The organism is Streptomyces sp. NBC_01275 (genome assembly GCF_026340655.1).
GTDB lineage: Bacteria > Actinomycetota > Actinomycetes > Streptomycetales > Streptomycetaceae > Streptomyces.
On record NZ_JAPEOZ010000001.1, the window covers coordinates 664525 to 689610 of the forward strand.

A 25086-nucleotide genomic window follows, 5' to 3' on the forward strand; every position below is an offset into this window, starting at 1 on the left:
CACAATGAATGGCGTCCTGATATTGTTCCCGCATGACCACCCCCGATCCCGACGGCCTGCTCGCCGAGCAGTTGCTGCGGCTCACCCGCCGGGTGCACCGCATCCAGAAGCGCCATCTGGAGCAGTGCGGCCTCGGCGTCACGCCGGCCCAGGCCCGGTTGCTGCGCACGCTGGCGCACTGCGGCTCGCCGCCGCGCATGGCCGACCTCGCCGAGCGGCTGGAGGTGGTCCCGCGGGCCGTGACCACGCTGGTCGACGGGCTGGAGGCGAACGACATGGTGCGCCGGATGCCCGACCCCACCAACCGCCGGGTCATCCGGATCGAACTCACGGACGACGGGCACGAGGCGCTGCGCGAGTTGCGGGGCGCGCGCGTGTCCGCCGCGCAGGAGATCCTGGATCCGCTGACGGACGTGGAGCGCCATGTCCTGAGTGGACTGCTGGACGCGCTGGTGGACGGGGTGCAGGAGCGGGGACGCTCACCGGAGCAGGGCCGGGGGCAGGGACGAGGGCGGGGGCGGACCTGCTGAACCACGTCCGGTGGGACCACGCCTTGCCGAACTGCACGACAACGGGCCGCGGCCACCCCTCCGTACTGCGGAAGGGGTGGCCGCGGCCCGTTGTGCCGGTGTCCGTCAGCTACTGGTCTCGGCCGCGGTCTCCTTGGTGAGCTGAGCGGGAACCGCCGCCGGGGCCTCGGCCGCTTCCGGCTTCTCGGAGCCCGTCGGCTCCCCGGCTTCCGCATCCCTCGAAACGTCCGCCGAGGCGCCCGGCGTGGCGCCCGACGAGGAATCTTGAGGGGCCTCCAAGGAGTTACCCGCTGCCGGGACGACCTCGCCGTTCAGCACCTTCTTCGCCCGCTCCATGTCCAGCGCGCCCTCCCAGCGGGAGACGGCGAAGACGGCGACGCAGTTGCCGAGGAGGTTGGTGACGACGCGCATCGAGTCCATGATGCGGTCCACGCCCAGCAGCAGGGCGACCGCGCCGGCCGGGATGGCGCCGAGCGAGGACGCGGTCGCGGACAGGGCGAGGAAGGCCGAACCGGGGATGCCCGCCATGCCCTTGCTGGTGAGCATGAGCACCAGGACCACGGTGATCTGCTGCCCCAGGCTGAGGTCCACGCCCACGGCCTGTGCGATGAACAGGGTGCCGATGGACAGGTAGAGGGACGCGCCGTCGAGGTTGAAGGAGTACCCCGTCGGCAGCACCAGGCCCACGGCGTCGTCGCGGGCGCCGGCCTTGCGCAGCTTCTGCATTACGCGCGGCATGACGGACTCGGTGGAGGCGGTGCCGAGCGCGAGGAGCATCTCCTCACGGATGTAGCGCAGGAACTTCCAGAGGCTGAGCCCGGTGACCGCCTTGAGGGCGACGGCGAGGAGCGCGATGAACAGCGCGGCGGCCGCGTAGCACAGGATGATCAGCTTGGCGTACGTCTCGATGACGCCGAGGCCGTACTGGCCGATCAGGACGGCCATCGCGCCGAACACCGCGATCGGGGCCAGCCGCATGACGAAGCCGACGATCGCGAAGATGATCTCCTGGGCCTGCTCGATGGCGGGCAGCACCTGCGGCACCTTGGTGTGGCCGAGGTGCAGCAGCGCGGCGCCCACCAGGCAGGCCAGGATCAGCACTTGGAGCAGGGAGTTCTCGGCGAAGGCGCCGATGAAACTGGTGGGCAGCGCGTTCACGATGAACTCGGTCGTCGTGGGCAGCGAGCCGCCGCCCGTCTTCGCGTCGACCGCGGAGGTGTCGAGCGTGGACGGGTCGACGTGCATTCCCGAGCCGGGCTGGACGACGTTGGCGGCGACGAGACCGATCAGCAGGGCGGCCGTGGAGGCGACCTCGAACCAGATCAGGGCCTTGAGGCCGATCCGGCCGAACGCCTTCAGGTCGCCGGCCTTGGCGATGCCGACGACGACCACACAGAAGACGAGAGGGGAGATGATCGTCTTGATGAGCCGGGTGAAGCCGTCGCCGAGCGGCTGAAGATCCGTGGCCACGTCGGGCCACAGCTTCCCGACGGCGATTCCGAGCACGAGCGCGCAGGCGACCTGCGCGAAGAGAGAGGTACGCAGTATGCGTGCGACGCGTCGCGGCAGAGACGGGACGGACGGCGGCACGGGCACTCCTAGAGGGGACGGTGATCCGCAGAAGCCGAACGGGACTTCTGCGATACGGAAAGCGGCTTCCGTGGCGATCACTCTGGAGGGTTTCTCGCTCACGCGGAAGACCTCCACGTTGCGAATATGTAAATCACCCCGCGCGTGACGCATCGCACACCACCGGCAGGCCAACAGGTCAGCAGGTCAGCAGGTCAGCAACCGTCGCGGTTCTCCGTGAGGACTCCCTGCACGGTCGTCAAGGCACGGTCGTAACAACCCGATGAGCCGCGCAGCCGGTAGCGCTCGCTCGTCGTGCCCACGGCGTGGCGCTGGTCGCGCGGCACGTTCACGGTGAACGTGGCGTCGCCCGTGTAGGTGTCGTCGAGCCGCGACCAGGCCGTGCGCCGACCGTTTCGGGTGGTGACGGCGTCGGCCCGGTCGCCGAGGGTCAGAACGGTGCGCAGGCGGTCGTCCGCGCCGAGGGTGGTCGTGCCGTTCATCGTGTACGTCCGGTGAGTGCGGTCGGTCCGGTCGGTGCGGGCCGGTTCGCGGCCGCCGACGGTGACCGACTCGTCGTCCGTCCAGACGGCGTCGAGGCCGTCCACGCTCTCGCCGTCGGTCCAGCGGTGCGCGGAGGTGTTCGCCAGGGTGCGGGTGACGGTGGTCGTCACGCGGCCGTGCGAGGTGTCGAGGTATCCGCTGACGGTCAGGCGGTGGCCGCCCCGGGTGTCGACGCGGTGCTCCGTACCGGGCGTGTGGACGACGGAGTCGGTGAGCGCGCCCTCCTTGTGGGTGACGAGTTCTCCGCCGACGTGAGCCCTGCCGGCGTCCTGCCAGACGAGCACGTTGACCGGTGTGCTCCAGCCGCTCTGCCCCTCGGGCACACCGACGACGGACACCTCGACGCGGTGCGGGCGGCCGTCGTTGAGCAGGCCGGCGAACGGCGTCAGGTCGTATTCGATCGGCTTGACGTCGAAGGCCCGCGGGCCCGGGATCACGTACCAGAGGAAGGGGTTGGACCAGCCGCCGGTCCATACGGTCGGGAACGGGGCGGCGATTCCGGCAAGTCGTCCGTCGACCTTGATCTGCACCTCACGGTAGGGGCCGTCGTCTGCCTGGCAGGAGTACGGGGCCGTCGCGGGCACCGTCAGGTACCAGTACTCCTCGCAGCCGCCGCCGGAGCCGGTGGCGTACACCTCGGCGACGACGCGTTCGCTGTTGCGGGGCGTGGTGAGGGTCGCGCCGTCGGCGAGGGTGAGGACGCGGTCAGGGACGGCCGCGGCCTGCTTTCCCTCGCGGTGACCCGCGTAGAAAGTGAGCGTCACCTTGACGTCGATCACGCCCGTGTACGTGTCGTCGACGACGTTGCCGATGAGCATCTCCACGTCCTGGGCCTGACGAAACGTGTCGCTGTAGCGAGTGACGTCCTTCTCCACGGCCCACTCGATCCCATCGGGCGACGGCTCCGGAGTCGACGTACGGAAGACCTCCACACCGCCGACGTGCAGATACCCGAGCCGGTCGAACTGCCGCCCCTTCACCTTGCCGTCGAGTCGCAGCACCACCTTGCTCCAGCGGTCGCCGCACCCGTCCGGCGGGGTGTACGTCCCCCGGTACGGCGTGAAGTCACGGAACTGGGCCTCGGCGATCGTGACCTGGCAGGACTTGGCGTCCGGCCTGGTCACGGGCGGGGCGGCGGTGAGGGGGTCGTGCCAGTCGGCGCCGAACTCGGCTGGGACATCGGCCGGGACGCGGGCTGGGACACGGGCTGGAGCGTCGGCGGCGATCTCCTGGTGGCCGTGGGCGGACCGGGGAGCGGCCTCGCCCGCGACGGCCGCCTGCGCGGACGGAACCCCGAGGACTGTGCCCGCCAGGAGGATCGCCCCGGTGAGCATGGACATGATAATCCGGCATCTCATGGCCGGTGTTCTACGGGGAGTTGCCCGCTCCCCGCAATGACGCCTCCCTCGGGAGTGCTACGCCTTCAGCGCGGCCCGGTCCCCCATCACCACGACGGGATGACGATCCGGGTCGAGCGTGCGCAGCAGGTACTCCATCGCCGCTCGGGACAGGCTGACGCAGGCCGACGTACCGCTGCCGTGGTCCATATGCAGCCAGATCCCGCCCCCCTTCTCCTCGCCCCCGGGCCGTGTCGGGTCGTCGGGCGGATTGCCCTTGAGGCGGTTGTAGTCGATGGCGATGACGTAGTCGAAGTCATGCCAGTGGGACCTCTCCCACTCCCGCGGCGCGGCGAAGGAGTCGGCCTGCGTGTACGACAGCCGGGCGCCGGGGTCGGCGAGGACGCCGCCCGCGTCGGTGAGCGTGAACACGCCGACGGGGCTGCGGTTGTCGCCCTCGCGATGGTCGGCGGTCCAACCCTTCTTGCCGTTGTGCGCCGGCCAGTTGCGGACAGGTTCCCAGGTCGGGCCACGCTTGACATAGAGCACGGCCGTGGCGTCCGCGGAGTCCTCTCCGTCGCCGTACACCGCCAGGACCTGGCGGGACACGGAGGGAATCCGCCCCTGCAACCGGTCGCCGACGTCCGGGATCCGGGTCGTCGGAGCCGTCGGGGTCGTGCTCGGCGCGGTGCGAGCACCCTCGGCGCCCGCTCCCGCCCGGCCGCCGTCACCCTGTCCCACTCCCGCCGCACCGCACGCGGAGAGAGCCGCGAGAAGGAAACCGCAGGCCGCCGTCGAGGCGCTCCAGCGCCGTACACCGCCATGTCGCATCGGCCCATGCTCGCATCACTTTCCGGTCGTTTGCGTGAGGTTACGGACATCCGGGCCGCGTCGGCCGACCGCCGGATCCTTACGCCACCGCGGAAAATAGGTTGATTCTGACCACACCGCGACGCGAACCTTTCACGGTTTGCTGCCGCTCCCCGCGGTCCTTCCTTCCGCCGCCCGCTCCCTTCGCCCGCCCCCCTCTCATCCCTTTCCCCCTCCCCTCCTGACACGAGCCACTGGGACGTCATGCAGATCCAAGACCTTCCGTATCCCGACCCGGGCGTGCCCGACGCGCGCTCGGGACCTCGCTTCCTGTGGTGGCTCGGCCGCAACCAACTGGGCGGCCAGCTCACATCCCTGGCCTGGGGACTGCTGCACTTCGCCGCCGTCTCGGCGCAGCCGTTCTGCGTCGGGTACGCCGTCGAGGCCGCGGTCGACCGCTCCGGCGCCCGGCTCGCCCTCGCCGGAGGGCTGATGGCCCTGTTCGGCGCCGCCACCGCACTCGGGGACACCTTCCTGCACCGCACCGCCGTCACCAACTGGATCACCGCAGCCGCCCGCGTCCAGCAGCTGCTCGCCCGCAAGGCCGCCCACCTGGGCTCCGCGCTGACCCGGCGGGTCGCGGCCGGCGAGGTCGTGGCCGTGTCCACCGGCGACGTCGAGAAGATCGGCTGGTTCGTGGAGGGCGTGTCGCGCTTCACCGCCGCGGCCCTCACCGTCGTCCTGGTCTGTGTGGGCCTCGCCGTCTACCAGCCGGCGCTCGGCGTCCTGGTCGCCGTGGGCCTGCCCGTCCTGGCGCTCTCGGTACTGCCCCTGCTGCCCCGCGCGACCCGACGGGCCGACGTCCAGCGCGAGAAGGCCGGCCGCGCCACCGAACTGGCCTCGGACACCGTGGCCGGCCTGCGGGTGCTGCGAGGCATCGGCGGCGAGGAGCTGTTCCTCGACCGCTACCGCCAGGCCTCGCAGGAACTCCGGCACGCGGCCGTGCGCAGCGCGCGGATGTGGTCGCTGATCTCCGCGATCCAGGTCCTGCTGCCCGGCCTGCTGCTGATCACGGTCGTCTGCTACGGGGTCCACCTGGCCCGCGAGGGCCGTATCACCGTCGGCGAACTGGTCACCGTCTACAGCTCCGTCATGGTCCTGGCCTATCCCCTCAGGCACTTCGAGGAGATCGCGATGGCCTACTCCTTCTCGCGGCCGTCGGCCAAACGGGCGGCCCATGTGCTGTCTCTGGAGCGGGTCACGGACGCCGGTGGATCGCGGGCGGCCGACCTCCCTTCGGGCGACCTGTACGACCCGGCCACCGGACTGCTCGCCCCGGCCGCCCGGCTCACCGTCGTGGTGTGCGGCGACCCGGACGCGGCCGGGCGGCTGGCGGAACGGCTGGGGGGACACCCCGCCGTGGACGGCCCGTCGGTGCTGCTCGGCGGGGTCCCGCTGGACGAGCTGCCACTGGACTCCGCGCGCACGGCCGTCCTGGTCCAGGACAAGGACCCGGTGCTGCTCTCGGGTTCCCTGCGCGACCTGCTCGACGTTCCCGCCTCCGGTGAGGTCGACGCGGAGGCGGCACTGGCCGCCGCCCAGTGCGGGGACGTCCTCGAGGCGCTCGTACAGGGCTCGTTGGACGCCGATGACCCCATGGACGCCCGCATCACCGAACGCGGCCGCTCCCTGTCCGGCGGCCAGCGGCAGCGGCTCGCCCTGGCCAGGTCGCTGTTCACGGATCCGGAGGTGCTCGTCCTGGACGAGCCCACCTCCGCCGTCGACTCGCACACCGAGGCACGGATCGCGCAGGGGCTGCGGGAGCTGCGGACGGGGCGCACCACGGTGGTGTTCACCTCGTCCCCGCTGCTGCTGGACCGGGCCGACCTGGTCGTCCTCGTACACGAGGACCAGGTCGCCGCGGTCGGCCTGCACCGCGAGCTGCTGCGCACCGAGCCCCGGTACCGGGCCGTGGTGACCCGTGAGACCGACGAGGAGCCCCCCCTGAGTGGCGTCCTGAAGGAACTCGAAGCGCACGAGATGGATGAACTGGACGAGTTGGACGAACTGGAAGAGCTGGAAGAGCTGGAAGAGCTGCATGAACTGGACGCTCTCGACGAGAGCGAACGAAAAGCGCGAGATGAGCGAAAAGCACGAGAAGAGCAAGAAGCGCGAGAAGAGATCGAGGAGACCGCATGACCGGCGTCCGTAAGATCGGCGTGGCGCCACCGGCGTACGACCCGGCGGCGCCGACGACGGCGAACACACTGCCCATCGGGGCCCCCGCGACCGTCCGCGCCTACGTGTCCGAACTGTTGCGACGGCACCGCCGCGCCTTCCTGCTCCTCCTCTTCGTCAACACGGTCGCCACCGTCGCTTCGATGGTGGGCCCGTGGCTGCTGGGCGACCTCGTGGAACGGCTGTCGGACGGAGCCCGCGAGCTCCACCTCGGGCTCATCGCCACGCTGTTCGTGCTCGGCCTGGTCGTCCAGGCCGTCTTCGTGCAGCAGGTGCGGCTGCGTGGCGCCGTGCTCGGCGAGCGGATGCTGGCCGACCTGCGCGAGGACTTCCTCGTACGGTCGGTGCGGCTGCCGCCGGGGGTGCTGGAACGGGCCGGGACCGGGGATCTGCTGTCCCGCATCACCACGGACATCGACCGGCTGGCCAACGCGATGCGCGAGGCCGTGCCGCAGCTGACGATCGGCGTGATGTGGGCGGCACTGCTGCTCGGCGGACTCGTCGTCGTGGCGCCGCCCCTGGCGCCGGCCGTGCTGGTCGCGGTGCCGCTGCTGGTGGTCGGCTGCCGCTGGTACTTCAAGCGGGCTCCGGGCGGCTACCGCTCCGAGGCCGCGGGGTACGCCTCCGTGTCCGCCGCGCTCGCCGAGACCGTGGACGCCGGGCGCACCGTCGAGGCCCACCGTCTCGGCGACCGCCGTATCGCGCTGTCCGAGCAGCGGATCAAGCAGTGGACCTCCTGGGAGCGCTACACGCTGTGGCTGCGGTCCGTGCTCTTCCCGGTGATCAACATGGTGCACGTCACGGTGCTCGGCTCGGTCCTCATGCTCGGCGGGGTGTTCGTCCTGCACGGCTGGATCGGGGTCGGTCAGCTGACGACCGGCGCGCTCCTGGCGCAGATGCTCGTCGACCCGGTGAACCTCATCCTGCGCTGGTACGACGAACTGCAGGTGGCCCAGGTGTCGCTGGCCCGCCTCGTCGGGGTGCGCGACATCGAGCCAGACGGCGGGGACAGCGGGCTCGCGCCGGACGGACGCGACGTGCTCGCCGACCGGGTCCACTTCGGCTACCGCGAGGGCGTCGACGTGCTGCGCAAGGTGTCCCTGGAGGTCGCGCCCGGCACCCGGCTGGCCCTGGTGGGTCCCTCGGGCGCGGGCAAGTCCACACTGGGCCGGCTGCTCGCCGGCATCTACGCGCCGCGCAGCGGCCAGGTCACCCTCGGCGGCGCCGAGCTGTCCCGGATGACCGCCGAGCGGGTCCGCTCGCACGTGGCCCTCGTCAACCAGGAGCACCACGTCTTCGTCGGCTCCCTGCGCGACAACCTCCGGCTGGCCCGCACCGGCGCCGAGGACGCGGAGCTGTGGGCGGCGCTGGGCGCGGTCGACGCGGACGGCTGGGCGCGGGCGCTGGACGGCGGTCTGGACACCGAGGTCGGCTCGGGCGGCGTCGCGCTCACTCCGGCGCAGGCCCAGCAGATCGCGCTGGCCCGGCTGGTGCTGGCCGACCCGCACACGCTGGTCCTGGACGAGGCCACCTCGCTGCTCGACCCGCGTGCCGCCCGGCATCTGGAGCGGTCCCTCGCCCATGTCCTGGACGGCCGCACCGTCGTCGCCATCGCCCACCGCCTGCACACCGCCCACGACGCCGACGTCATCGCCGTCGTCGAGAGCGGCCGTATCAGCGAGCTGGGCAGCCACACGGAGCTGGTCGCGGCGGAGGGAGCGTACGCGGCACTGTGGCGGTCGTGGCACGGGTGAGGGGACGAGCACGGGGGCGGGGGCCAGGGCCCGGATGAAGGCGAGTACGTAGGCGACGGCCCACCGCCGCCGCCGACGCGGCTCGTGGCAGGTGCCGGTGCGGTGCGTGTCGGCGCTGGTGCGGTGCGTGTCGGCGCTGGTGCGGTGCGTGTCGGCGCTGGTTCGGCGGGTGTGGGCGACGGAGGCGGGGGTCGGGGCCTGCACCGGGGCAGGCGCGGTCTGGGGCTGGGGCGACGCCGAGCCCTGGGCCGGTCCCGGAACCGAGGCCGGCTCTGGGACCGAGCCCAAAGCCGAGGGTGGGGTTGGCACCCGGGACGGCGGGGCGGCATCGGGGTCGAGGCCACTGCTGGGGCCAGGACCGGAGCTGGAGCCAAAGCCGGGGTCGAGGCCAGGGCCAGCGGCGGGGCCAAGGCCGAGGCTGAGGCCGGCGTCTGGGCCAGAGCCAGCGTCGGGGCCGAGGCCGGAGCCACGGTCAGCGTCGAGGTCAGGGCGGAGGTCCGGACCGAGGTCAGCGTCGAGGTAAGGGCGGAGGCCAGAGCCGAGGCTGGGGCCAGGGTCGAGGCTGGGGCCAGGGCCGAGGCTGGGGCCAGGGCCGAGGCTGGGGCCAGGGCCGGTGGTGGGCCCAGGGCCAGAGTCGGGCCCAGGGCCGGTGGTGGGGTGGACGTCGATACCCAGAGGGGCGGTCGAACCGGCCTCTGCCGTTGCGCGGTCCCGAAGCGGGGTGGAACGCTGGATAGCGGCACCCGCGTGGGAAGCGGCCAGGATCCGTCCGGCACAGGCCGCGCTCGGGCGGTGCTGCGTGCGGCGGTGACCCACCGCCGACCACGGTGAGAGCGGGCCCGTCACCCCCTGGAGGTACCCGTGAACAGCGCCGACGGATGGGGAGACGACGTCTACCAGCCCGACGCGTCCGACATCCAGGAAGATACGGGGCTCCTCGACACGGAGGACACGCTGGAGAACGACGGCGTCGGCGACCCCCTCGACCGCGGCTGGTCCCCTCCGGAGCGACCGTGGGCCGTGGAGCACAGCGGGGTGACGGCCGCCGAACGCCGACAGGGCGAAACGCTGGACCAGCGGCTCGCGGAGGAGGTCCCGGACCTCGCGCTGACCGACGGGGACGGCCTCGGCGACTGCGACGGCACCGACGGGGAACTCCTGGACAACGAGGTCGGCGGCGCACGCTCCGGCCGGCTCGTGGCGCCCGACGAGGGAGCCCATGAGGACGAGGAGAGCGCGCTGATCGCCACGGACGTCGGCATCGACGGAGCGGCCGCCTCCGCCGAGGAGGCCGCGATGCACATCGTCGACGAGGACACCCTGTCCGGCTGACCCGACCCTGACCCCGACCGGCCCTGCCCCGCCACCGCCACCGCCACCGCACGAGGAGCATCCATGCAGCAGGACAAGCATCCCGACTACCGCCCGGTCGTCTTCCGCGACCGCGCCGCCGGCTACGCCTTCCTGACCCGGTCCACCGCGACCAGCGACCGGACGATCGAGTGGGACGACGGCGAGACCTACCCCGTCGTGGAGGTGGAGATCTCCTCGGAGAGCCACCCCTTCTACACGGGCAAGGCGCGCACGGTGGACACGGAAGGCCGGATCGCCCGCTTCGAGCGGCGCTACGGCGAGGGCGAAGCGACCTGAGCCGGAGCCCGAGCCGGCACCGCCGACGGCGGCGCCCCTGGCAGCACCCGTCAGATGAAGCAGACGAGTCAGATGAAGTTGAGGGCTGCCGCGCAGCCCACTCCCCCGAGCACCATGAACACCGGCATCAGCACCTTCAGCTCGACCCAGCTGCCGGCCCGGAACCGCATCACCTTCGGCGGACCGATCGGATACCAGCGCTTGCGCCCGATCGGGATGGGCCACAGGACCGGGCAGCCCGACACGGTCAGCGCGTCCCCGAGGTCGTGCACCAGGGCGCCCAGCACGATCGGCAGCCCGAGCCACAGGTACTCCTGGCCGGGCTGGGTGAACAGCCAGTCCGAACCGTTTCCGGGCTTGTCCAGGACACCGGCGAGGATCCACGCACTGGTCGCGGCCAGCAGCCACACCAGCACATCGCTGCTGGAACCCCGGGCGGCCCGCCAGAGCAGACCCTCGATCGCCAGCACCATGTGCACGAAGAGCAGCGCCAGCACCGCCCAGCGACCACCCGTGATCGCCAGCGCCGACGCCCCCGCGCCGATCATGACCGCCCACAGCCAGGTGTGCGTCAGGGTGCGGTGCCCGCCGGAGCGGCGCGGGTCGCCCTGCTTCCTGGTGGACTTGTAGGCGGCGTAGGAGAGCTTGTCGACGATCTCGCACAGCCACCGTGAGACGGGACCGAAGGCGCGCGAGATGGTGGCGGCCTTGTGGTCGAGGTCCGGGGCGAGCGCCGCTCCGGCGCAGATCAGCGCGCCGACGAGCAGGACGGGCCAGGGCATCGTGTGCCCGGTTGCGGCGGCCGCCGCGCCGACGCCTAGCCAGGCCGCGGCGCCCGACAGTGAGTGTGCTGGTCCCATCATGGCCGTTGCCCGCCCCATTCCTCGTGTGCCGCTGTCCAGTTGACCGGGTGCGTTGACGCTCCGTCGGCGACACAGCGTAGCGGTCGTGATCTTCGCTCCGGCATCCGATTCCCCCATCGGACCCGCGGACAGGCAAGATGGGGTCGTGACCCTCATCGATCGTTTGCCGCCTACCGCAGATCCCGACGCCCTGTACGAAGCCTTCGAGTCCTGGGCTCAGGAGCGCGGTCTCACGCTCTACCCCCACCAGGAGGAGGCGCTGATCGAGGTGGTCTCCGGTGCGAACGTGATCGTGTCGACGCCCACCGGGTCCGGCAAGAGCATGATCGCGGCGGCCGCGCACTTCGCGGCCCTCGCCCGGGACGAGGTCACCTTCTACACGGCCCCGATCAAGGCGCTGGTGTCGGAGAAGTTCTTCGAGCTGTGCAAGATCTTCGGCACGGAGAACGTCGGCATGCTGACCGGTGACGCGTCCGTGAACTCCGACGCCCCGATCATCTGCTGCACCGCCGAGGTGCTCGCCTCGATCGCGCTGCGCGACGGCAAGGCCGCGGACGTCGGCCAGGTGGTCATGGACGAGTTCCACTTCTACGCGGAGGGCGACCGCGGCTGGGCCTGGCAGATCCCGATCCTGGAGCTGCCCCAGGCGCAGTTCGTCCTCATGTCGGCGACGCTCGGCGACGTGTCCTTCTTCGAGAAGGACCTCACCCGGCGCACCGGCCGCCCCACCTCGGTGGTCCGCTCGGCGACCCGGCCCGTGCCGCTGTCCTACGAGTACCAGTACACGCCGATGACGGAGACGCTCACCGACCTGCTGGCGACGAAGCAGGCGCCCGTCTACATCGTGCACTTCACCCAGGCGCAGGCGGTGGAGCGGGCGCAGGCCCTGATGAGCATCAACATGTGCTCGCGCGAGGAGAAGGAGCAGATCGCCCAGCTGATCGGCAACTTCCGCTTCACCACGAAGTTCGGCAGCAACCTCTCGCGCTACGTGCGGCACGGCATCGGCGTCCACCACGCCGGCATGCTGCCCAAGTACCGACGGCTGGTGGAGAAGCTCGCCCAGGCCGGTCTGCTGAAGGTGATCTGCGGTACGGACACGCTGGGTGTGGGCGTCAACGTGCCCATCCGCACCGTGCTGTTCACGGCGCTGACCAAGTACGACGGCAACCGCGTGCGCACCCTGCGGGCCCGTGAGTTCCACCAGATCGCGGGCCGGGCCGGGCGGGCCGGCTTCGACACGGCGGGCTACGTGGTCGCCCAGGCGCCCGAGCACGTCATCGAGAACGAGAAGGCGCTGACGAAGGCCGGCGACGACCCGAAGAAGCGCCGCAAGGTGGTGCGCAAGAAGGCGCCGGAGGGCTTCGTCGGCTGGACGGAGAACACCTTCGAGAAGCTGATCGAGTCCGAACCGGAGCCGCTGACGTCCCGTTTCCGGGTGACGCACACGATGCTGCTTTCGGTGATCGCCCGGCCCGGCAACGCCTTCGATGCGATGCGGCATCTGCTGGAGGACAACCACGAGCCGCGTAAACAGCAGCTGCGGCATATCCGGCGCGCGATCGCGATCTACCGCTCGCTGCTGGACGGCGGGATCGTCGAGAAGCTCGACGAGCCGGACGCCACGGGCCGCATCGTCCGCCTCACCGTGGATCTGCAGCAGGACTTCGCGCTGAACCAGCCGCTGTCCACCTTTGCGCTGGCCGCGTTCGAACTGCTGGATCCGGAGTCGCCGTCCTACGCGCTGGACATGGTCTCCGTCGTCGAGTCCACGCTGGACGATCCGCGGCAGATCCTGGCCGCCCAGCAGAACAAGGCGCGCGGCGAGGCGGTGGCCGCGATGAAGGCGGACGGCGTCGAGTACGAGGAGCGCATGGAGCGCCTCCAGGACGTCACGTACCCGAAGCCTCTGGAGGAGCTGCTCTTCCACGCGTACAACACGTACCGCAAGAGCCACCCGTGGGTCGGCGACCACCCGTTGTCGCCGAAGTCGGTCATCCGTGACATGTACGAGCGGGCGATGTCCTTCACGGAGTTGGTGTCCCACTACGAGCTGGCCCGCACCGAGGGCATCGTGCTGCGCTACCTGGCCAGTGCCTACAAGGCCCTCGACCACACGGTCCCGGACGATCTGAAGTCCGAGGACCTGCAGGACCTGATCGAGTGGCTGGGCGAGATGGTGCGCCAGGTCGACTCCAGCCTGCTGGACGAGTGGGAGCAGCTGGCCAACCCGGAGGAGATGACCGCCGAGGAGGCTCAGGAGAAGGCCGACGAGGTCAAGCCGGTCACCGCCAACGCGCGCGCCTTCCGGGTCCTGGTCCGCAACGCGATGTTCCGCCGTGTCGAGCTCGCCGCCCTCGACCACGTCGAGGAGCTCGGGGAGCTGGACGCAGAGTCCGGCTGGGACGCCGACGCGTGGGGCGAGGCGATGGACAAGTACTGGGACGAGTACGACGACCTCGGCACCGGACCGGACGCCCGTGGCCCCAAGCTGCTCGTCATCCAGGAGGAGCCGCAGAACGCCCTGTGGCGCGTCCGCCAGATCTTCGACGACCCGAACGACGACCACGACTGGGGCATCAGTGCGGAGGTCGACCTCACGGCCTCCGACGCCGAGAGCCGTGCGGTCGTCCGCGTCACCGCCGTAGGCCAGCTGTGAGCACCGCCGAAGGCACGGAGGCAAGCAGAGCAGCAGGCTCAGAAGCGCACACAGGAAAAGGCCGCTCAGGAAAAGGCACAGGAGAAGCGCACCGATGACGAATCCCGCCGAGAGACTCGTCGACCTGCTCGACCTGGAGCAGATCGAGGTCAACATCTTCCGTGGCCGCAGCCCGCAGGAGTCCCTGCAGCGGGTCTTCGGCGGCCAGGTGGCGGGCCAGGCGCTCGTCGCAGCGGGGCGGACCACCGAGGGCGACCGACCCGTGCACTCGCTGCACGCGTACTTCCTGCGCCCGGGCCGGCCGGGTGTGCCGATCGTGTACCAGGTCGAGCGGGTGCGGGACGGACGGTCGTTCACGACCCGCCGGGTCACCGCCGTGCAGCAGGGGCGCACGATCTTCAATCTCACCGCCTCCTTTCACAAGCCTGAGGAAGGTCCCTTCGAGCATCAGCTGCCGCCGGCCCGCGAGGTCCCGGACCCGGAGTCCCTGCCGACGGTGACGGAGGAGATCAGAGCCCATCTGGGCGCGTTGCCCGAGCAGTTGGAGCGGATGGCGCGCCGTCAGCCCTTCGACATCCGGTACGCGGACCGGCTGCGCTGGAGCGCCGAGGACATCAAGGACGCCGAGCCGCGCAGCGCGGTGTGGATGCGCGCGGTCGGGCCGCTCGGCGACGACCCGCTCGTGCACACCTGCGCGCTCACCTACGCCAGTGACATGACCCTCCTGGACGCCGTCCGTCTGCCGGTCGAACCCCTCTGGGGTCCGCGGAACTTCGACATGGCGTCGCTGGATCACGCCATGTGGTTCCACCGGCCGTTCCGCGCGGACGAGTGGTTCCTGTACGACCAGGAGTCTCCGATCGCGACGGGCGGGCGCGGACTGGCCCGTGGCCGGATCTACGACCTGCACGGACGTCTGCTGGTGTCCGTCGTCCAGGAAGGGCTGTTCCGGGCGCTGTAGTCCCCGCTCCCCGGTGCATCACACGTTTCGGCGGCGCAGCCAGCTCAACAGCCCGCGCGTCGGCCGCTCGGGCTCGTCGGTCGCCTCCGGTTCGTCCGCCGGGCGAGGCGAGGCCGGATTCGGCGGCATCGCCGGGTACGGCGCGGCCCGTTTCGGGGAGGGTCGGGGCGCGGGTCGGTGGTTTCGGGCCTCCTCCAGGGTGCGTTCCAGGTCGGACCTGAGCCAGCTGATCTCGTCGGGATCCGCTGCTGTGGTGATCTTCTCGACGAGGTGCGCGGCCGGTGTGCCCGGCGTGCCGTGGGCCGGCGGTCCGGGACGGAACCTGTGCAGGTGGGAGCGTTCGTAGGGATCCCTGACGATCTCCGCGATCTGGAGGGGGTCGAGGAACCCGGCGAGGGCTCCGGCGCGCTGCCAGGGGCCTTCGGCCTGCCGGAGCAGGAAGCCCAGGTGGCGTCCTCGCCAGTTCCGCGGCCGCAGGTCCAGGCCCGCGGCCAACCGGGCTCGCATCGGCTGGGGCGTCCGCCCCTTGAGCAGGGGCGCGTTGTTCCCGTCGGCCGCGAACTGTCGTAGCTCTTCGGCGAGATAGAGCCAGACCACGGCTCGGTAGCGATTCAGATAGAACTTGACGGGCACCACCACTCCCTGTCGCGCGAGGCGGGTGAACCGGGTGGCGGGCACGTCCATGAGGGCGGCGCCGTCGCCGGTGCCCACGGCCCGCACGCTTGCGCGCAGCGTGTCGGGAAAGCCCGGCAGGCCGAGCAGCCTGTCGATCTCCGCGCGGGTCACCCGACGGCCCCCGCCTCCCTCGTCGGGCAGGGTTCGGATGCGCCCGAGGTGCACGGCGAGGTCGAACTCGCTGCGCTTCAGGCTCAGTTCCCGGGCCGCACGGCTCGGGGCGCAGGAAGACGTGTGTGGTGGCGTGACGGTGTTGCCGGACATGGTCGGTCTCCCCCGTGGAGTGAAGTGGAGTGAAGCAGGCCCGCACTGTCCGCGATGGCCTCGGGAAAAACCGTAGCCGGATTCGCCGATCTCGTGGGGGCCTGTGGATAACTCCACGGAGGATGAAGAAAGTGCAGGTCAGAGGTCTGTCAGCGGAGCTCCGGGATGCCGGGCGTCCACGGTGAGGTGCTCGCCGACCCGGTTGACGAGCAGGGCCATCTCGTAGGCGATCTGGCCCATGTCGGCCTCCGCAGCGCTGAGCACGCACAGACAGCTGCCGGCGCCGGCCGCGGTGACGAACAGCACCGCGTCGTCGAACTCGACCATCGTCTGGCGCACCCCGCCCGCGCCGAAGTGGCGGCCGGATCCCTTGGCCAGGCTGTGCAGTCCCGACGAGACGGCGGCGAGGTGCTCGGCGTCCTCCTGACGCAGTCCGGTGCTCGCGCCCGCCACCAGCCCGTCGTTGGACAGGACCAGTGCGTGCCGCACATGCTCGACGCGCTCCGTAAGATCGTCCAGCAGCCAGCCCAGCCCCTGCTTCTGCGCCATCTTCCGTCTCCCCGCGTGACGTTCCCCGTGTGGTGTCTCCGCCTGCCCGGCGGATCCGCCCGCCAGCCTTCCCCAGGACCGGGCGCGCGAGCAAGGAGGATGAGGGCATGGCGCAGAAGATGACCGACGAGGAATGGCGGGCGTTCGTCTCGGACGGCACCCGCACCGGCAAACTGTCGACCGTGCGGGCCGACGGAAGTCCGCATGTGGCACCGGTCTGGTTCCTGCTCGACGGGGACGAGATCGTGTTCAACACGGGCAAGGAGACGGTGAAGGGACGCAACCTGGCACGGGACGGCCGGGTCGCCCTGTGTGTGGACGACGACCGGCCGCCGTTCGACTACGTGGTGCTGCAGGGCCGCGCCCTGATCTCGGAGGATCTCGACGAGGTCCGGCACTGGGCGGGTCGCATCGGCGCCCGGTACATGGGTGAGGAGCGCGCCGCGGAGTTCGGCGCCCGCAACGGGGTGCCGGGCGAACTGCTCGTCCGCGTCACGGTCGAGAAGGTTCTGGCGCAGAAGGCCATCGCGGGCTGACGCGGACCGGCACGGCGGGTCAGCTCACGGAGTCGAGGAGTCGGGCGGTGTGCATCCGCCCGGCGTATTCGACGAGCCGGATCAGCACCTCCTTGCCCGAGTCGCGGTCTCGGGCGTCGCACAGGACGACGGGAGTGCCCCCGTCGAGGTCGAGGGCGCGCGAGACGTCGGGGACGCCGTATGCCCGTGCGCCCGTGAAGCAGTTGACGGCCACCACGAACGGGATGTGCCGGTGCTCGAAGTAGTCGACCGCCGGAAAGCAGTCCTCCAGTCGTCGGGTGTCGGCCAGCACCACCGCGCCCAGCGCGCCCTGCGACAGCTCGTCCCACAGGAACCAGAAGCGGTCCTGGCCCGGAGTGCCGAACAGGTAGAGGGAGAGCCCGGAACGGATGGTGATCCGGCCGAAGTCCATGGCGACGGTCGTCGTGACCTTCTGGTCGACGCCGTCGGTGTCGTCCACCAACTGGCCTGCCTCGCTCAGCAGTTCCTCGGTGCGTAGCGGCTTGATCTCGCTGACCGCGCCGACCAGCGTGGTCTTGCCCACGCCGAACCCGCCGGCGACCAGAATCTTCAACGCCAGGGGGGCCGTCTCGGCGCCCGGGCCGTCGGAGTGCTCGGAGACCATGGATCACTTCTCTCGGGAGTACGCGTTCGGGTGGGTCTGAACGTTCATCTACAAAGCCCGCAGCCCTTCGATCACTTCGCGCAGAATCCGTTCGTCGGGCAGCTGAGCGGGCGGAACCGGGAGGCTGACGGTGACGCAGCCGAGCTCCAGCAGGTCGCCGAGGAGCACCCTGACCACGCCTACGGGGAGGTCCGCGCCCGCCGCGAGTTCGGCGACGGACTGGGTCTCCGTGCGGCACAGGTCGATCAGGGTGCGGTGCTCCGGACCGAGCACCATGCCGTCGGTGCCGGGCGCGCCCGGATCCAGGGTGACCAGGGTGATCAGGTCGAAGCGGACTCCGGTGGGGCCCGACCTGGTGCGTCCGCCCGTCATGGCGTACGGGCGGACCAGGGGCCCGGCCTCGCTGTCGTACCACTGGCTGCCCGGCTCGTGCGGGGCGCCGGTCGTGTCCTCGGTCATCGGTGCCGGTCGCTCTCTCGTCTCATCCGGCGGTGGGCGGCCGCGCGGCGAGGCGTGCCGGTGTGTAGAGGTGCTCGCCGACCCGCTTGACCAGCCGTGCCATCTCGTAGGCGACCAGGCCGATGTCGGCGGTCACGGCGGTGAGGAGGGCGAGGCAGGAGCCGTCGCCGGCGGCGGCCACGAACAGGAAGCCGTCGTCCATCTCCACCATGGTCTGGCGCACGCCGCCGGCGCCGAAGTGCCGGCCCGCGCCCTTGGCCAGGCTGTGGAAGCCGGAGGCCACGGCCGCGAGGTGCTCGGCGTCCTCACGGCCGAGGTCCGTCGAGGAGCCGACGGCGAGTCCGTCGTTGGACAGCACCACGGCGTGCCGTACCTCGCTCACGCGCATCACCAGGTCGTCCAGCAGCCAGTCGAGTTCGCCGGACGGCTGGGCCGACCTCGTGCTCGGGTCGTGGATCATGCGGGGTCTCCTTCGCTGCTGTCGCTGCCCGGTGCGGCGTCCGGGGTGACGTCGCGGCCGGGTTGCCTGCCGCCGCCTCGTGCCCAGCCGTCCCGGTACGCGGCCATGCGGTCCCGTACGAGTTCGGGGGTACGCCCTGTGTCGTCGCGCGGCTCGGACGCCTGGACCGGTTCCTCGGGGAAGGGCCGACGCAACTGGGGGGCGAGGTTCGCCTGCCGCACCCGGCGCGGGAGGTCGTCCGATCCGTCGGAGTCGTCCGGGGGGCGATGCAGACGCAAGGCGGTGACTCCGGGTGGCGGGGTGGCGGCGGCCGCCGGTTCGGCGACGGCCCGTACGGGGGCGATCAGCGCCGGCCGCTCCGCGGACGCGGGGACGGCCTCCTGCCGACGGTCGGCGGCGGGCACGCGCGCGTAGTGGCGTTCCTCGGGCCGGTGGGCCGCTGACGCCACCTCTCGGGCGGAGCGTTCCGGCTTGCCGTTGTGCAGCAGGGCCGTCGGCAGCAGGACGACCGCGGTCGTGCCGCCGTAGGGCGAGGTCCGCAGGTGCACCTTGACGCCGTGCCGGGCGGCGAGCCTGCTGACCACGAACAGGCCGAGCCGGTCGCTGTCGAACAGGTCGAGCGCCTCCGACTGAGCGATGCGCCGGTTGGCTTCGGTGAGGGTCTCCTTGCCCATGCCCAGGCCCCGGTCCTCGACCTCTACGGCGTAGCCGTTGCCGACCGGTTCACCGGTGATGCGCACGCGCGTGTGCGGGGGCGAGAACTGGGCGGCGTTCTCGACGAGTTCGGCGAGCAGGTGGGTGAGGTCGGCGACGGCCGCGCCGCCGACGGACGCCTCGGGGAGTTGCCGTACCTCCACGCGCGCGTAGTCCTCGACTTCGGACACGGCGGCGCGGACCACGTTGGTCAGGGACACCGGCATGCGCCAGGCCCGGCCGGGGGCCGCTCCGGAGAGGATGATCAGGCTCTCGGCGTGGCGCCGCATGCGGGTGGTGAGGTGGTCGAGCCGGAAGAGGTCGCTCAGTTCGTTCGGGTCGTCGGAGCGGCGCTCCATGCTGTCGAGGAGGCTCAGCTGCCGGTGTACGAGGACCTGGCTGCGGCGGGCGAGGTTGACGAACACACCGGAGATGCCGCTGGCGAGTTCGGCGCGCTCCACGGCGGCCCGCAGCGCGGCGCGGTGCACGGTGGTCAGGGCCTCGGCGACCTGGCCGGTCTCGTCCTCGGAGGGCGGGCCGGCCGGGGCCTCGGCCCGGATGTCGATCTCGTCCCCGGCGCGCAGTCTCCGCATGGCCTCGGGGAGTTTGCGCCGGGCGATCTCCAGGGCGCCGTTGCGCAGGCTGACCAGTTCGACGACGAGGCCGCGGCCGATGCGCACGGAGATGACGAGCGAGGCGGCGACGGCGGCGAGGCCCAGCAGGACCGCGGCTCCGGCCGGGGTGAGCAGGCCGCGGGTGAACGGGTCGGCGCGGTCGGCCACATCGCGTCCGGCGTCCGCCTCGATGGTCCGCATGCCGTCCTGCACGCGCGCGTGGGCCTTGTCCCAGGTGTCCTGTGGTGCCGCCGCGAGCGCCCGAGCGCCGGGCTGGTCGGCGAGCACCTTGTCCTCGACCGCGTCCACGGCGGCGTAGGCGCTGGTGGCGGCGAGGCGCTGCCAGGCCGCGCGTTCGGGACCGCGCAGGTCCGCGACGGCCGACTCCGTCAGAGTGCGCCGCGTGGCGACGGCACCGGTGAACAGCCGCAGGCGCTCCCCGCCGAGGCGGCCGGCCAGTCGCGCGCCCGCGAGCACGACGTCCTCCTGGGCCAGGGCCTCGCCCGCGCGGGAGAACTCGAGCAGCACGCGCGCGTCGGAGCCGAGTTCGGCGTCCTGGATGCCGGAGAGCGCGCCGCCCACCGAGAAGGCCGCCGTGATGGTCCTCGTGTAGCGGCCGTACGTCTCCTCCCAGCCGGCGCTGCCGTCGAGCACCGCGGTCCGCAGCGAGGGGAGTCCTTCGGCGCCGGAGACGAACGTCTCGAGCCGCTGGGCCACTCCGGCGGGCAGGTCCTGGCCGTCGGCGACGGTGCTGTGCTCACCGAGGCGGAGTCCGGCCACCGCGCGGTCGGTCCTGGCCGCGAGCGTCCTGAGGTCCTCGTCCTGGACAGCGGCCGGGTCGGTCGCGTGCCGTACGGCGGCCGCCCGCTCGGTCTGCAGGGCGGCCACCGCGGCTGCGACGGGGGTGCGCACCTGGGAGTCCACACGCTGCAACTGGCGCAGTCTGGAGACGTCCTGGGCGGTGCTGACGGTGGCGTACGCCCACAGGGCCAGCAGGGAGACGACCGGCACCATCAGCAGGCAGACGATCTTGGCGCGCACGGTGCGCGGCCGGATCCGCCAACGTCCCGCGCGCGTGGGTATCGCGTCCGTCGGCGTATCGGTCTCGTCGTCCGGCCCTTCGTCGGCGGGCGGTCCGGCGTGGGCACGCCGCCCGCGCGCGGGGGTCGGCGTGTCGGCCTCGGCCGTGGGGGTCCTCCGGGGTGTACGCATGGCCTCCTCGCTCGGAAGTGGTTCGACAGTGGTACGACGGGACACGTCGTCCGGTCCGTCAGACGGTGGTCCGACGGGGGGCCGTCAGGCGGTTCGGGCCGGCCGAGGGCCTGCTGCGCTCTCCACGGGCTGCTGTGCCGAGGCCGATGCCTCGCGCTCCCCCGTGGTGGGCGACAGCGCGACGAAGGCCGAGGTCAGGAAGAGGTAGGACCCCAGGCCAACGGCGAGGGGGAAGATGAACTGCATCGCCGTGGCCCCGGGCAGCGCCGCGCCGGAGGGGGTGACGTGCACGCTCACCGCGAACATCCCCGTGTAGTGCATGCTGCTCACCGCCGCCCCCATGACGAGGGAGGCGATGGTGACCGCGACGGGCGACTTGATGTTGAGCGCCGCCCACAGGGCCGCGGTCGCCGCGACGACCGCGATCACGACGGAGACCGCGACGAGTGTCGGGGCGTAGGCGACGCCGCCGTGCAGCCGGACCGCGGCCATGCCCAGGTAGTGCATGCTCGCCACGCCCAGGCCGGTGGTGAGGCCGCCGATCAGCAGCGCGCGGGTGCGGTCGCGGCCGTAGCCGACGGCGAAGACGCCGGCGCTGACGACGGCCATGGCGACGACGAGGCTGAGCACGGTCAGCGGAACGTCGTAGCGGATGTCGGTGCCGCTGACGCCGAAGCCGAGCATGGCCACGAAGTGCATGGTCCAGATGCCGGTGCCGATCGCCGAGGCGGCGGTGATCAGCCAGTTGCGGCGTGAACGTCCGGTGGCGCCGAGTGCGCGGACGGTGCAGCGCAGCCCCAGCGCGGCGCCTATGCAGGCCATCGCGTACGACAGCACGGGGGTCAGCCAGCCGAAGGTGGCGTGGTCCAGGTGTCCCATGGCCACGGGACGCTAGTGGGGGCACAGGGGCACAAAGGGGGCGCATTTCGAAAGGTGCCGCAATATGACGCAGACGTACACCGGAACGATCGGGTCACGCTCGAACATGCGCGCCGCGTCGTCATCCGTGTCGGTGAGGGAGGGTGAGGGATCATGCGGAGCATGAGCGACGACCACACACACGTCCGGGAGTTCTTCGCCGCCCGCGCGGCGGACTGGGACGCCCGCTTCCCCGACGACGGTCCCGCCTACGCGGCCGCGGTCGCCGACCTCGGCCTGCGCGAGGGGAACCGCGTGCTGGACGCCGGCTGCGGCACCGGACGGGCCCTGACGCCGCTGCGTGCGGCCGTGGGGCCCTCGGGAGTGGTGGTCGGGGCCGATCTGACCCCGGCCATGCTGGAGGCCGCCGTTCGGGCCGGACGGGACCGCGACGGACAGCTGGTGCTGGCCGACGTCGCCGCGCTCCCGCTGCGCTCCGCGTCGCTGGACGCCGTGTTCGGGGCGGGGCTCGTCTCCCACCTCCCGCAGCCGGCGGTGAATCTGCGGGAGTTGGCGCGCGTGGTGCGCTCCGGCGGCACGCTGGCGCTGTTCCACCCGATCGGCAGGGCGGCGCTCGCGGCGCGCCAGGGCCGGCAGATCACCCCGCAGGACCTGCGCGCCGAGCCGAACCTCCGCCCGCTGCTGGCCGGTTCCGGCTGGCGCATGACGTCGTACGTCGACGAGGACGCCCGCTTCCTGGCCCTGGCCGTACGAGAGGGCTGACGGCTCACGCCCCTCCCGCCACCGCCTTCACGAAGGCGTCGGGGTTGTCGAACATGACGTTGTGGCCGGCCCCCGGCACCGTCACGACCCGCACGCCCGCCGCCTCCAGGGAGGCCGCCCCGTCGAGTTCGCCGGTGAGCTCGCCCTGGAGGTAGACGCGCTCGATCGCGTCGAACCCGGCCAGGAGGTCGCGCATCACCGGATCCGATCCGCGCCGGAGGCCGACGGCGCTGCGGTGCAGGGCGCGCGGGTCGGCGAGCCGCATGGTCGCCGCCCACAGGGGGCCGATCCGGTCCAGCACGCGCGCGTACCCGCCGTCGACGAACTCGCCCTCCGAGTAGGCCGCGATGCCGCTGCTGCCCGCGCCGGGCGGCGGAAAGGCGTCGAGGTTGGCCTCCGTGAGGACGAGCCGGGCGACCAGGTCCGGGCGACGGTGCGCGAGGACGATGGCCACCGAGCCGCCCATGCTGTGGGCGACGAGTTCGGCGCCGGTCACCTCCGCCGCGTCCAGCGCGGCCGCCAGGGCGTCGGCGTGCTCCTCGAGTGTGTAGCCGAAGTCCTCGGGCCGGTCGCTGATGCCGTGCCCCGGAAGATCGACGAACAGGCTGCGCCGACCGGCGAGTTCGGGACGGGCCGCCACGTGCGCGTGGTAGACCGCCGAGGCCGCTCCCAGCCCGTGGACGTACACACGCGCGGGTTCCGCCCCCGGCGTCTCGGTCCAGCGCACACGGCTCCCCCTGTGGTCGAACTCGGCTTGCCGCATCGTCTCGTCCCCGTTCCCCGGTGGAGCGCCACCGCCGTCGATTCCAGTCCTCCTGACGATACCTCGGTATCGATGTATAAAGTCAACGAGGTATTCCTGATCCGATGTACAGCTGAAGCGATGTACCCCCCTTCTGCGACAGAATGCGGGCATGCTGGAGCTCGCCATCCTCGGTTTTCTGTACGACGTCCCGTTGCACGGCTACGAGCTGCGCAAACGCATCACGGCGCTGACCGGGCACGTCCGGCCCGTGGCCGAGAGCACGCTCTATCCGGCGATCAAACGGCTGGAGAAGTCGGGCCTTCTGGTGCGGGCCACGGAACCCGGTGCGGTGGCAGCCCCACGGCACGTCCTGAGGCTCACCGAGGAGGGCAGGAGCGAGCTGCGCCGACGGCTCGCCGAGCCCGCACAGCGCGACATCACCGACGAGAACCACTGGTTCACGGTGCTCGCCTTCCTCCGGCACCTGGACGACTCCGCCGCCCAGGCGGCCGTACTGCGCCGCCGACTGGCCTTCCTGCAGGAGCCGACGAGCTTCTTCTACGACGGCGACCGGCCGGTGCGGGCCGAGGACCTCGACGACCCCTTCCGGCGCGGAGTGCTGACCATCGCGCGGGCCACGTCCCGGGCCGAGCTCACCTGGCTGCGGGACACCCTGGACTCACTGGGCGGCTGACCCGTCCACGTGCCGTACGGGGCAGCCCCGTAGGCCGGGCACCGGACGGGTGCCCAACTCGTCCAGGCGGTAGCCGTCGGGGTAGCTCTTGATCTCCCAGTTCTGCCGCGCGTAGTGCGGCGCCCGACGCGGCGGAAGCAGCCGGACCGCACGTCCACGCGCGCGTACCGCGCCACGCACCAGTGCGCGGGCGACGGGACCTGGCGGGGCGTAGCGAAAGGCCTTCAGGAGCGGTTCGTCGAGCAGGGCGAGCGTGCCGGCGCGCAGAGCGGGGGCGAGCGGCCGCGGGTACCACGAGGCCATCAGGGCGAGCGTGGCGTCCGAGACGCGCCGCGCGCCCTCGTCCCAGGCGAAGTGCGCCTCCTCATAGGCGTCCAGGCAGGCTTCGAACTCCTCGTAGGACTCGGGGATGTCCTTGATGCCCATACGCTCCCCCAGAGTGCGGTAGTGCACCGTCGAGGCGACGATCTCGTGGCGCGACATCCTGCGCCATCCATAGGCGTCGATCCACCGCTTGGGCATCACGACGAACGTGCACAGGACGTACCGCATGTCGTCGTTGCCGATGTCGTAGCTGCTGTGCATCCGGTTGATGCGGCGCACGGCCGTACGGCCCCGGTCGCTGTCGAAGCCGTGCTCGACTACGGCGTCGAGGAGCAGCGAGGTGTCGTCGTAGCGCCTCTGGGCGCGGTCCGTGAGCTCCGCCGTGCGCGCGAGCAGCCGACCGATGCTCGGCACGGCGTACGTGCGGTACAGAGCCAGCTCCAGGGCCCGGGTGACGTCCCAGGGGAACTCGTACGCCGCGGTGAGCCGGTAGATCTCGAAAGCGTCCTCGTACGGATCCATCCGCCGGATCTGCTCAAGCCTCTCGAAGCGCTTCACCGCACCGTCCCCCTTCTGCCGCCGTCCGTCCAACTCTACGTTGGGTAGCAGGAGATGAACGCTCCGCTCAGGCACGCCCGCACGCAGGGGGAAGGTGGTCAT

Annotated in this window: 23 protein-coding genes; 10 read left to right on the forward strand and 13 right to left on the reverse strand. The window is 71.5% G+C overall.

Going from position 1 to position 25086, the window contains the following annotated elements:
* Positions 1-32 precede the first annotated feature (32 nt).
* Positions 33-530: a MarR family winged helix-turn-helix transcriptional regulator gene (locus OG562_RS02930; RefSeq protein WP_266393270.1), complete on the forward strand. Its 498-nt coding sequence runs from the start codon at positions 33-35 to the stop codon at positions 528-530.
* A gap of 105 nt (positions 531-635) precedes the next feature.
* Here the strand turns inward: OG562_RS02930 and OG562_RS02935 are convergent, their stop codons facing one another.
* The 3 genes from OG562_RS02935 to OG562_RS02945 form a co-directional block, all read right to left on the reverse strand.
* The gene (locus OG562_RS02935; protein WP_266393272.1) at positions 636-2120 is read right to left on the reverse strand and encodes a cation:dicarboxylase symporter family transporter; all 1485 of its coding nucleotides are present in this window, start codon (positions 2118-2120) and stop codon (positions 636-638) included.
* Between the two features lie 194 nt (positions 2121-2314).
* Positions 2315-4021, reverse strand: coding sequence for a peptide-N4-asparagine amidase (locus OG562_RS02940; RefSeq protein WP_323187471.1), 1707 nt, complete (start codon positions 4019-4021; stop codon positions 2315-2317).
* A 57-nt stretch (positions 4022-4078) separates the two neighbouring features.
* Positions 4079-4831, reverse strand: a complete 753-nt coding sequence (locus OG562_RS02945) for a L,D-transpeptidase family protein (RefSeq protein WP_266393276.1) — start codon at positions 4829-4831, stop codon at positions 4079-4081.
* Positions 4832-5074: 243 nt separating this feature from the next.
* Between OG562_RS02945 and OG562_RS02950 the strand changes: the two genes are divergently transcribed.
* The 4 genes from OG562_RS02950 to OG562_RS02965 all read left to right on the forward strand — a co-directional run bounded on the left by OG562_RS02950 (position 5075) and on the right by OG562_RS02965 (position 10452).
* Positions 5075-7009, forward strand: coding sequence for an ABC transporter ATP-binding protein (locus OG562_RS02950; RefSeq protein WP_266393278.1), 1935 nt, complete (start codon positions 5075-5077; stop codon positions 7007-7009).
* Positions 7006-8802, forward strand: coding sequence for an ABC transporter ATP-binding protein (locus tag OG562_RS02955; RefSeq protein ID WP_266393280.1), 1797 nt, complete (start codon positions 7006-7008; stop codon positions 8800-8802). Before OG562_RS02950 ends, OG562_RS02955 begins: the two co-directional genes overlap by 4 nt.
* Positions 8803-9663: 861 nt before the next feature.
* Positions 9664-10134, forward strand: a complete 471-nt coding sequence (locus OG562_RS02960; RefSeq protein WP_266393282.1) for a DUF5709 domain-containing protein — start codon at positions 9664-9666, stop codon at positions 10132-10134.
* A 63-nt stretch (positions 10135-10197) separates the two neighbouring features.
* Positions 10198-10452, forward strand: coding sequence for a type B 50S ribosomal protein L31 (locus OG562_RS02965; RefSeq protein ID WP_266393284.1), 255 nt, complete (start codon positions 10198-10200; stop codon positions 10450-10452).
* A gap of 68 nt (positions 10453-10520) precedes the next feature.
* On the opposite strand, the gene OG562_RS02970 is transcribed toward OG562_RS02965, so the two are convergent.
* Positions 10521-11315, reverse strand: a complete 795-nt coding sequence (locus tag OG562_RS02970) for a metal-dependent hydrolase (RefSeq protein WP_266393285.1) — start codon at positions 11313-11315, stop codon at positions 10521-10523.
* A 145-nt stretch (positions 11316-11460) separates the two neighbouring features.
* Between OG562_RS02970 and OG562_RS02975 the strand changes: the two genes are divergently transcribed.
* Together OG562_RS02975 and OG562_RS02980 are read left to right on the forward strand one after the other, a co-directional pair.
* Entirely contained in the window at positions 11461-13974 is a 2514-nt protein-coding gene (locus OG562_RS02975) for an RNA helicase (RefSeq protein WP_266393286.1), read from the forward strand.
* A 94-nt stretch (positions 13975-14068) separates the two neighbouring features.
* Complete coding sequence (locus tag OG562_RS02980; RefSeq protein WP_266393288.1) at positions 14069-14935, forward strand: acyl-CoA thioesterase II; 867 nt, start codon at positions 14069-14071, stop codon at positions 14933-14935.
* Between the two features lie 18 nt (positions 14936-14953).
* On the opposite strand, the gene OG562_RS02985 is transcribed toward OG562_RS02980, so the two are convergent.
* Both OG562_RS02985 and OG562_RS02990 read right to left on the reverse strand, forming a co-directional pair.
* Entirely contained in the window at positions 14954-15874 is a 921-nt protein-coding gene (locus OG562_RS02985; RefSeq protein ID WP_266393290.1) for a DUF6397 family protein, read from the reverse strand.
* Positions 15875-16012: 138 nt separating this feature from the next.
* The gene (locus tag OG562_RS02990; protein ID WP_266393292.1) at positions 16013-16423 is read right to left on the reverse strand and encodes a roadblock/LC7 domain-containing protein; all 411 of its coding nucleotides are present in this window, start codon (positions 16421-16423) and stop codon (positions 16013-16015) included.
* A gap of 107 nt (positions 16424-16530) precedes the next feature.
* On the opposite strand from OG562_RS02990, the gene OG562_RS02995 reads away from it, so the two are divergent.
* Positions 16531-16959, forward strand: coding sequence for a PPOX class F420-dependent oxidoreductase (locus tag OG562_RS02995; RefSeq protein ID WP_266393294.1), 429 nt, complete (start codon positions 16531-16533; stop codon positions 16957-16959).
* Positions 16960-16978: 19 nt separating this feature from the next.
* Here OG562_RS02995 and OG562_RS03000 read toward each other — a convergent pair whose 3' ends face one another.
* The 5 genes from OG562_RS03000 to OG562_RS03020 form a co-directional block, all read right to left on the reverse strand.
* Positions 16979-17584, reverse strand: coding sequence for an ATP/GTP-binding protein (locus OG562_RS03000; RefSeq protein ID WP_266393296.1), 606 nt, complete (start codon positions 17582-17584; stop codon positions 16979-16981).
* Positions 17585-17632: 48 nt separating this feature from the next.
* Complete coding sequence (locus OG562_RS03005; protein WP_266393298.1) at positions 17633-18043, reverse strand: DUF742 domain-containing protein; 411 nt, start codon at positions 18041-18043, stop codon at positions 17633-17635.
* Positions 18044-18065: 22 nt separating this feature from the next.
* A complete protein-coding gene (locus tag OG562_RS03010; RefSeq protein WP_266393300.1) occupies positions 18066-18503 on the reverse strand; it encodes a roadblock/LC7 domain-containing protein in 438 nt (145 codons plus the stop codon).
* A complete protein-coding gene (locus OG562_RS03015; protein ID WP_266393302.1) occupies positions 18500-21022 on the reverse strand; it encodes a nitrate- and nitrite sensing domain-containing protein in 2523 nt (840 codons plus the stop codon). Before OG562_RS03015 ends, OG562_RS03010 begins: the two co-directional genes overlap by 4 nt.
* Before the next feature lie 84 nt (positions 21023-21106).
* Positions 21107-21901 (reverse strand): MHYT domain-containing protein, encoded by a 795-nt coding sequence (locus OG562_RS03020; RefSeq protein ID WP_266393304.1) that lies wholly within the window; start codon positions 21899-21901, stop codon positions 21107-21109.
* Positions 21902-22063: 162 nt separating this feature from the next.
* On the opposite strand from OG562_RS03020, the gene OG562_RS03025 reads away from it, so the two are divergent.
* Positions 22064-22663 carry a class I SAM-dependent methyltransferase gene (locus OG562_RS03025; RefSeq protein ID WP_266393306.1) on the forward strand — a complete coding sequence of 200 codons (600 nt, stop codon included), beginning with the start codon at positions 22064-22066 and terminating at the stop codon, positions 22661-22663.
* 4 nt (positions 22664-22667) lie between these two features.
* Here OG562_RS03025 and OG562_RS03030 read toward each other — a convergent pair whose 3' ends face one another.
* The gene (locus OG562_RS03030) at positions 22668-23426 is read right to left on the reverse strand and encodes an alpha/beta fold hydrolase (RefSeq protein WP_266393308.1); all 759 of its coding nucleotides are present in this window, start codon (positions 23424-23426) and stop codon (positions 22668-22670) included.
* A 151-nt stretch (positions 23427-23577) separates the two neighbouring features.
* Here OG562_RS03030 and OG562_RS03035 point away from each other — a divergent pair, with 151 nt between their 5' ends.
* Complete coding sequence (locus OG562_RS03035; RefSeq protein ID WP_266393313.1) at positions 23578-24102, forward strand: PadR family transcriptional regulator; 525 nt, start codon at positions 23578-23580, stop codon at positions 24100-24102.
* Here the strand turns inward: OG562_RS03035 and OG562_RS03040 are convergent.
* Entirely contained in the window at positions 24088-24984 is an 897-nt protein-coding gene (locus OG562_RS03040; protein WP_266393315.1) for an oxygenase MpaB family protein, read from the reverse strand. The two genes, OG562_RS03035 and OG562_RS03040, sit on opposite strands and share 15 nt — an antisense overlap.
* Positions 24985-25086 lie beyond the last annotated feature (102 nt).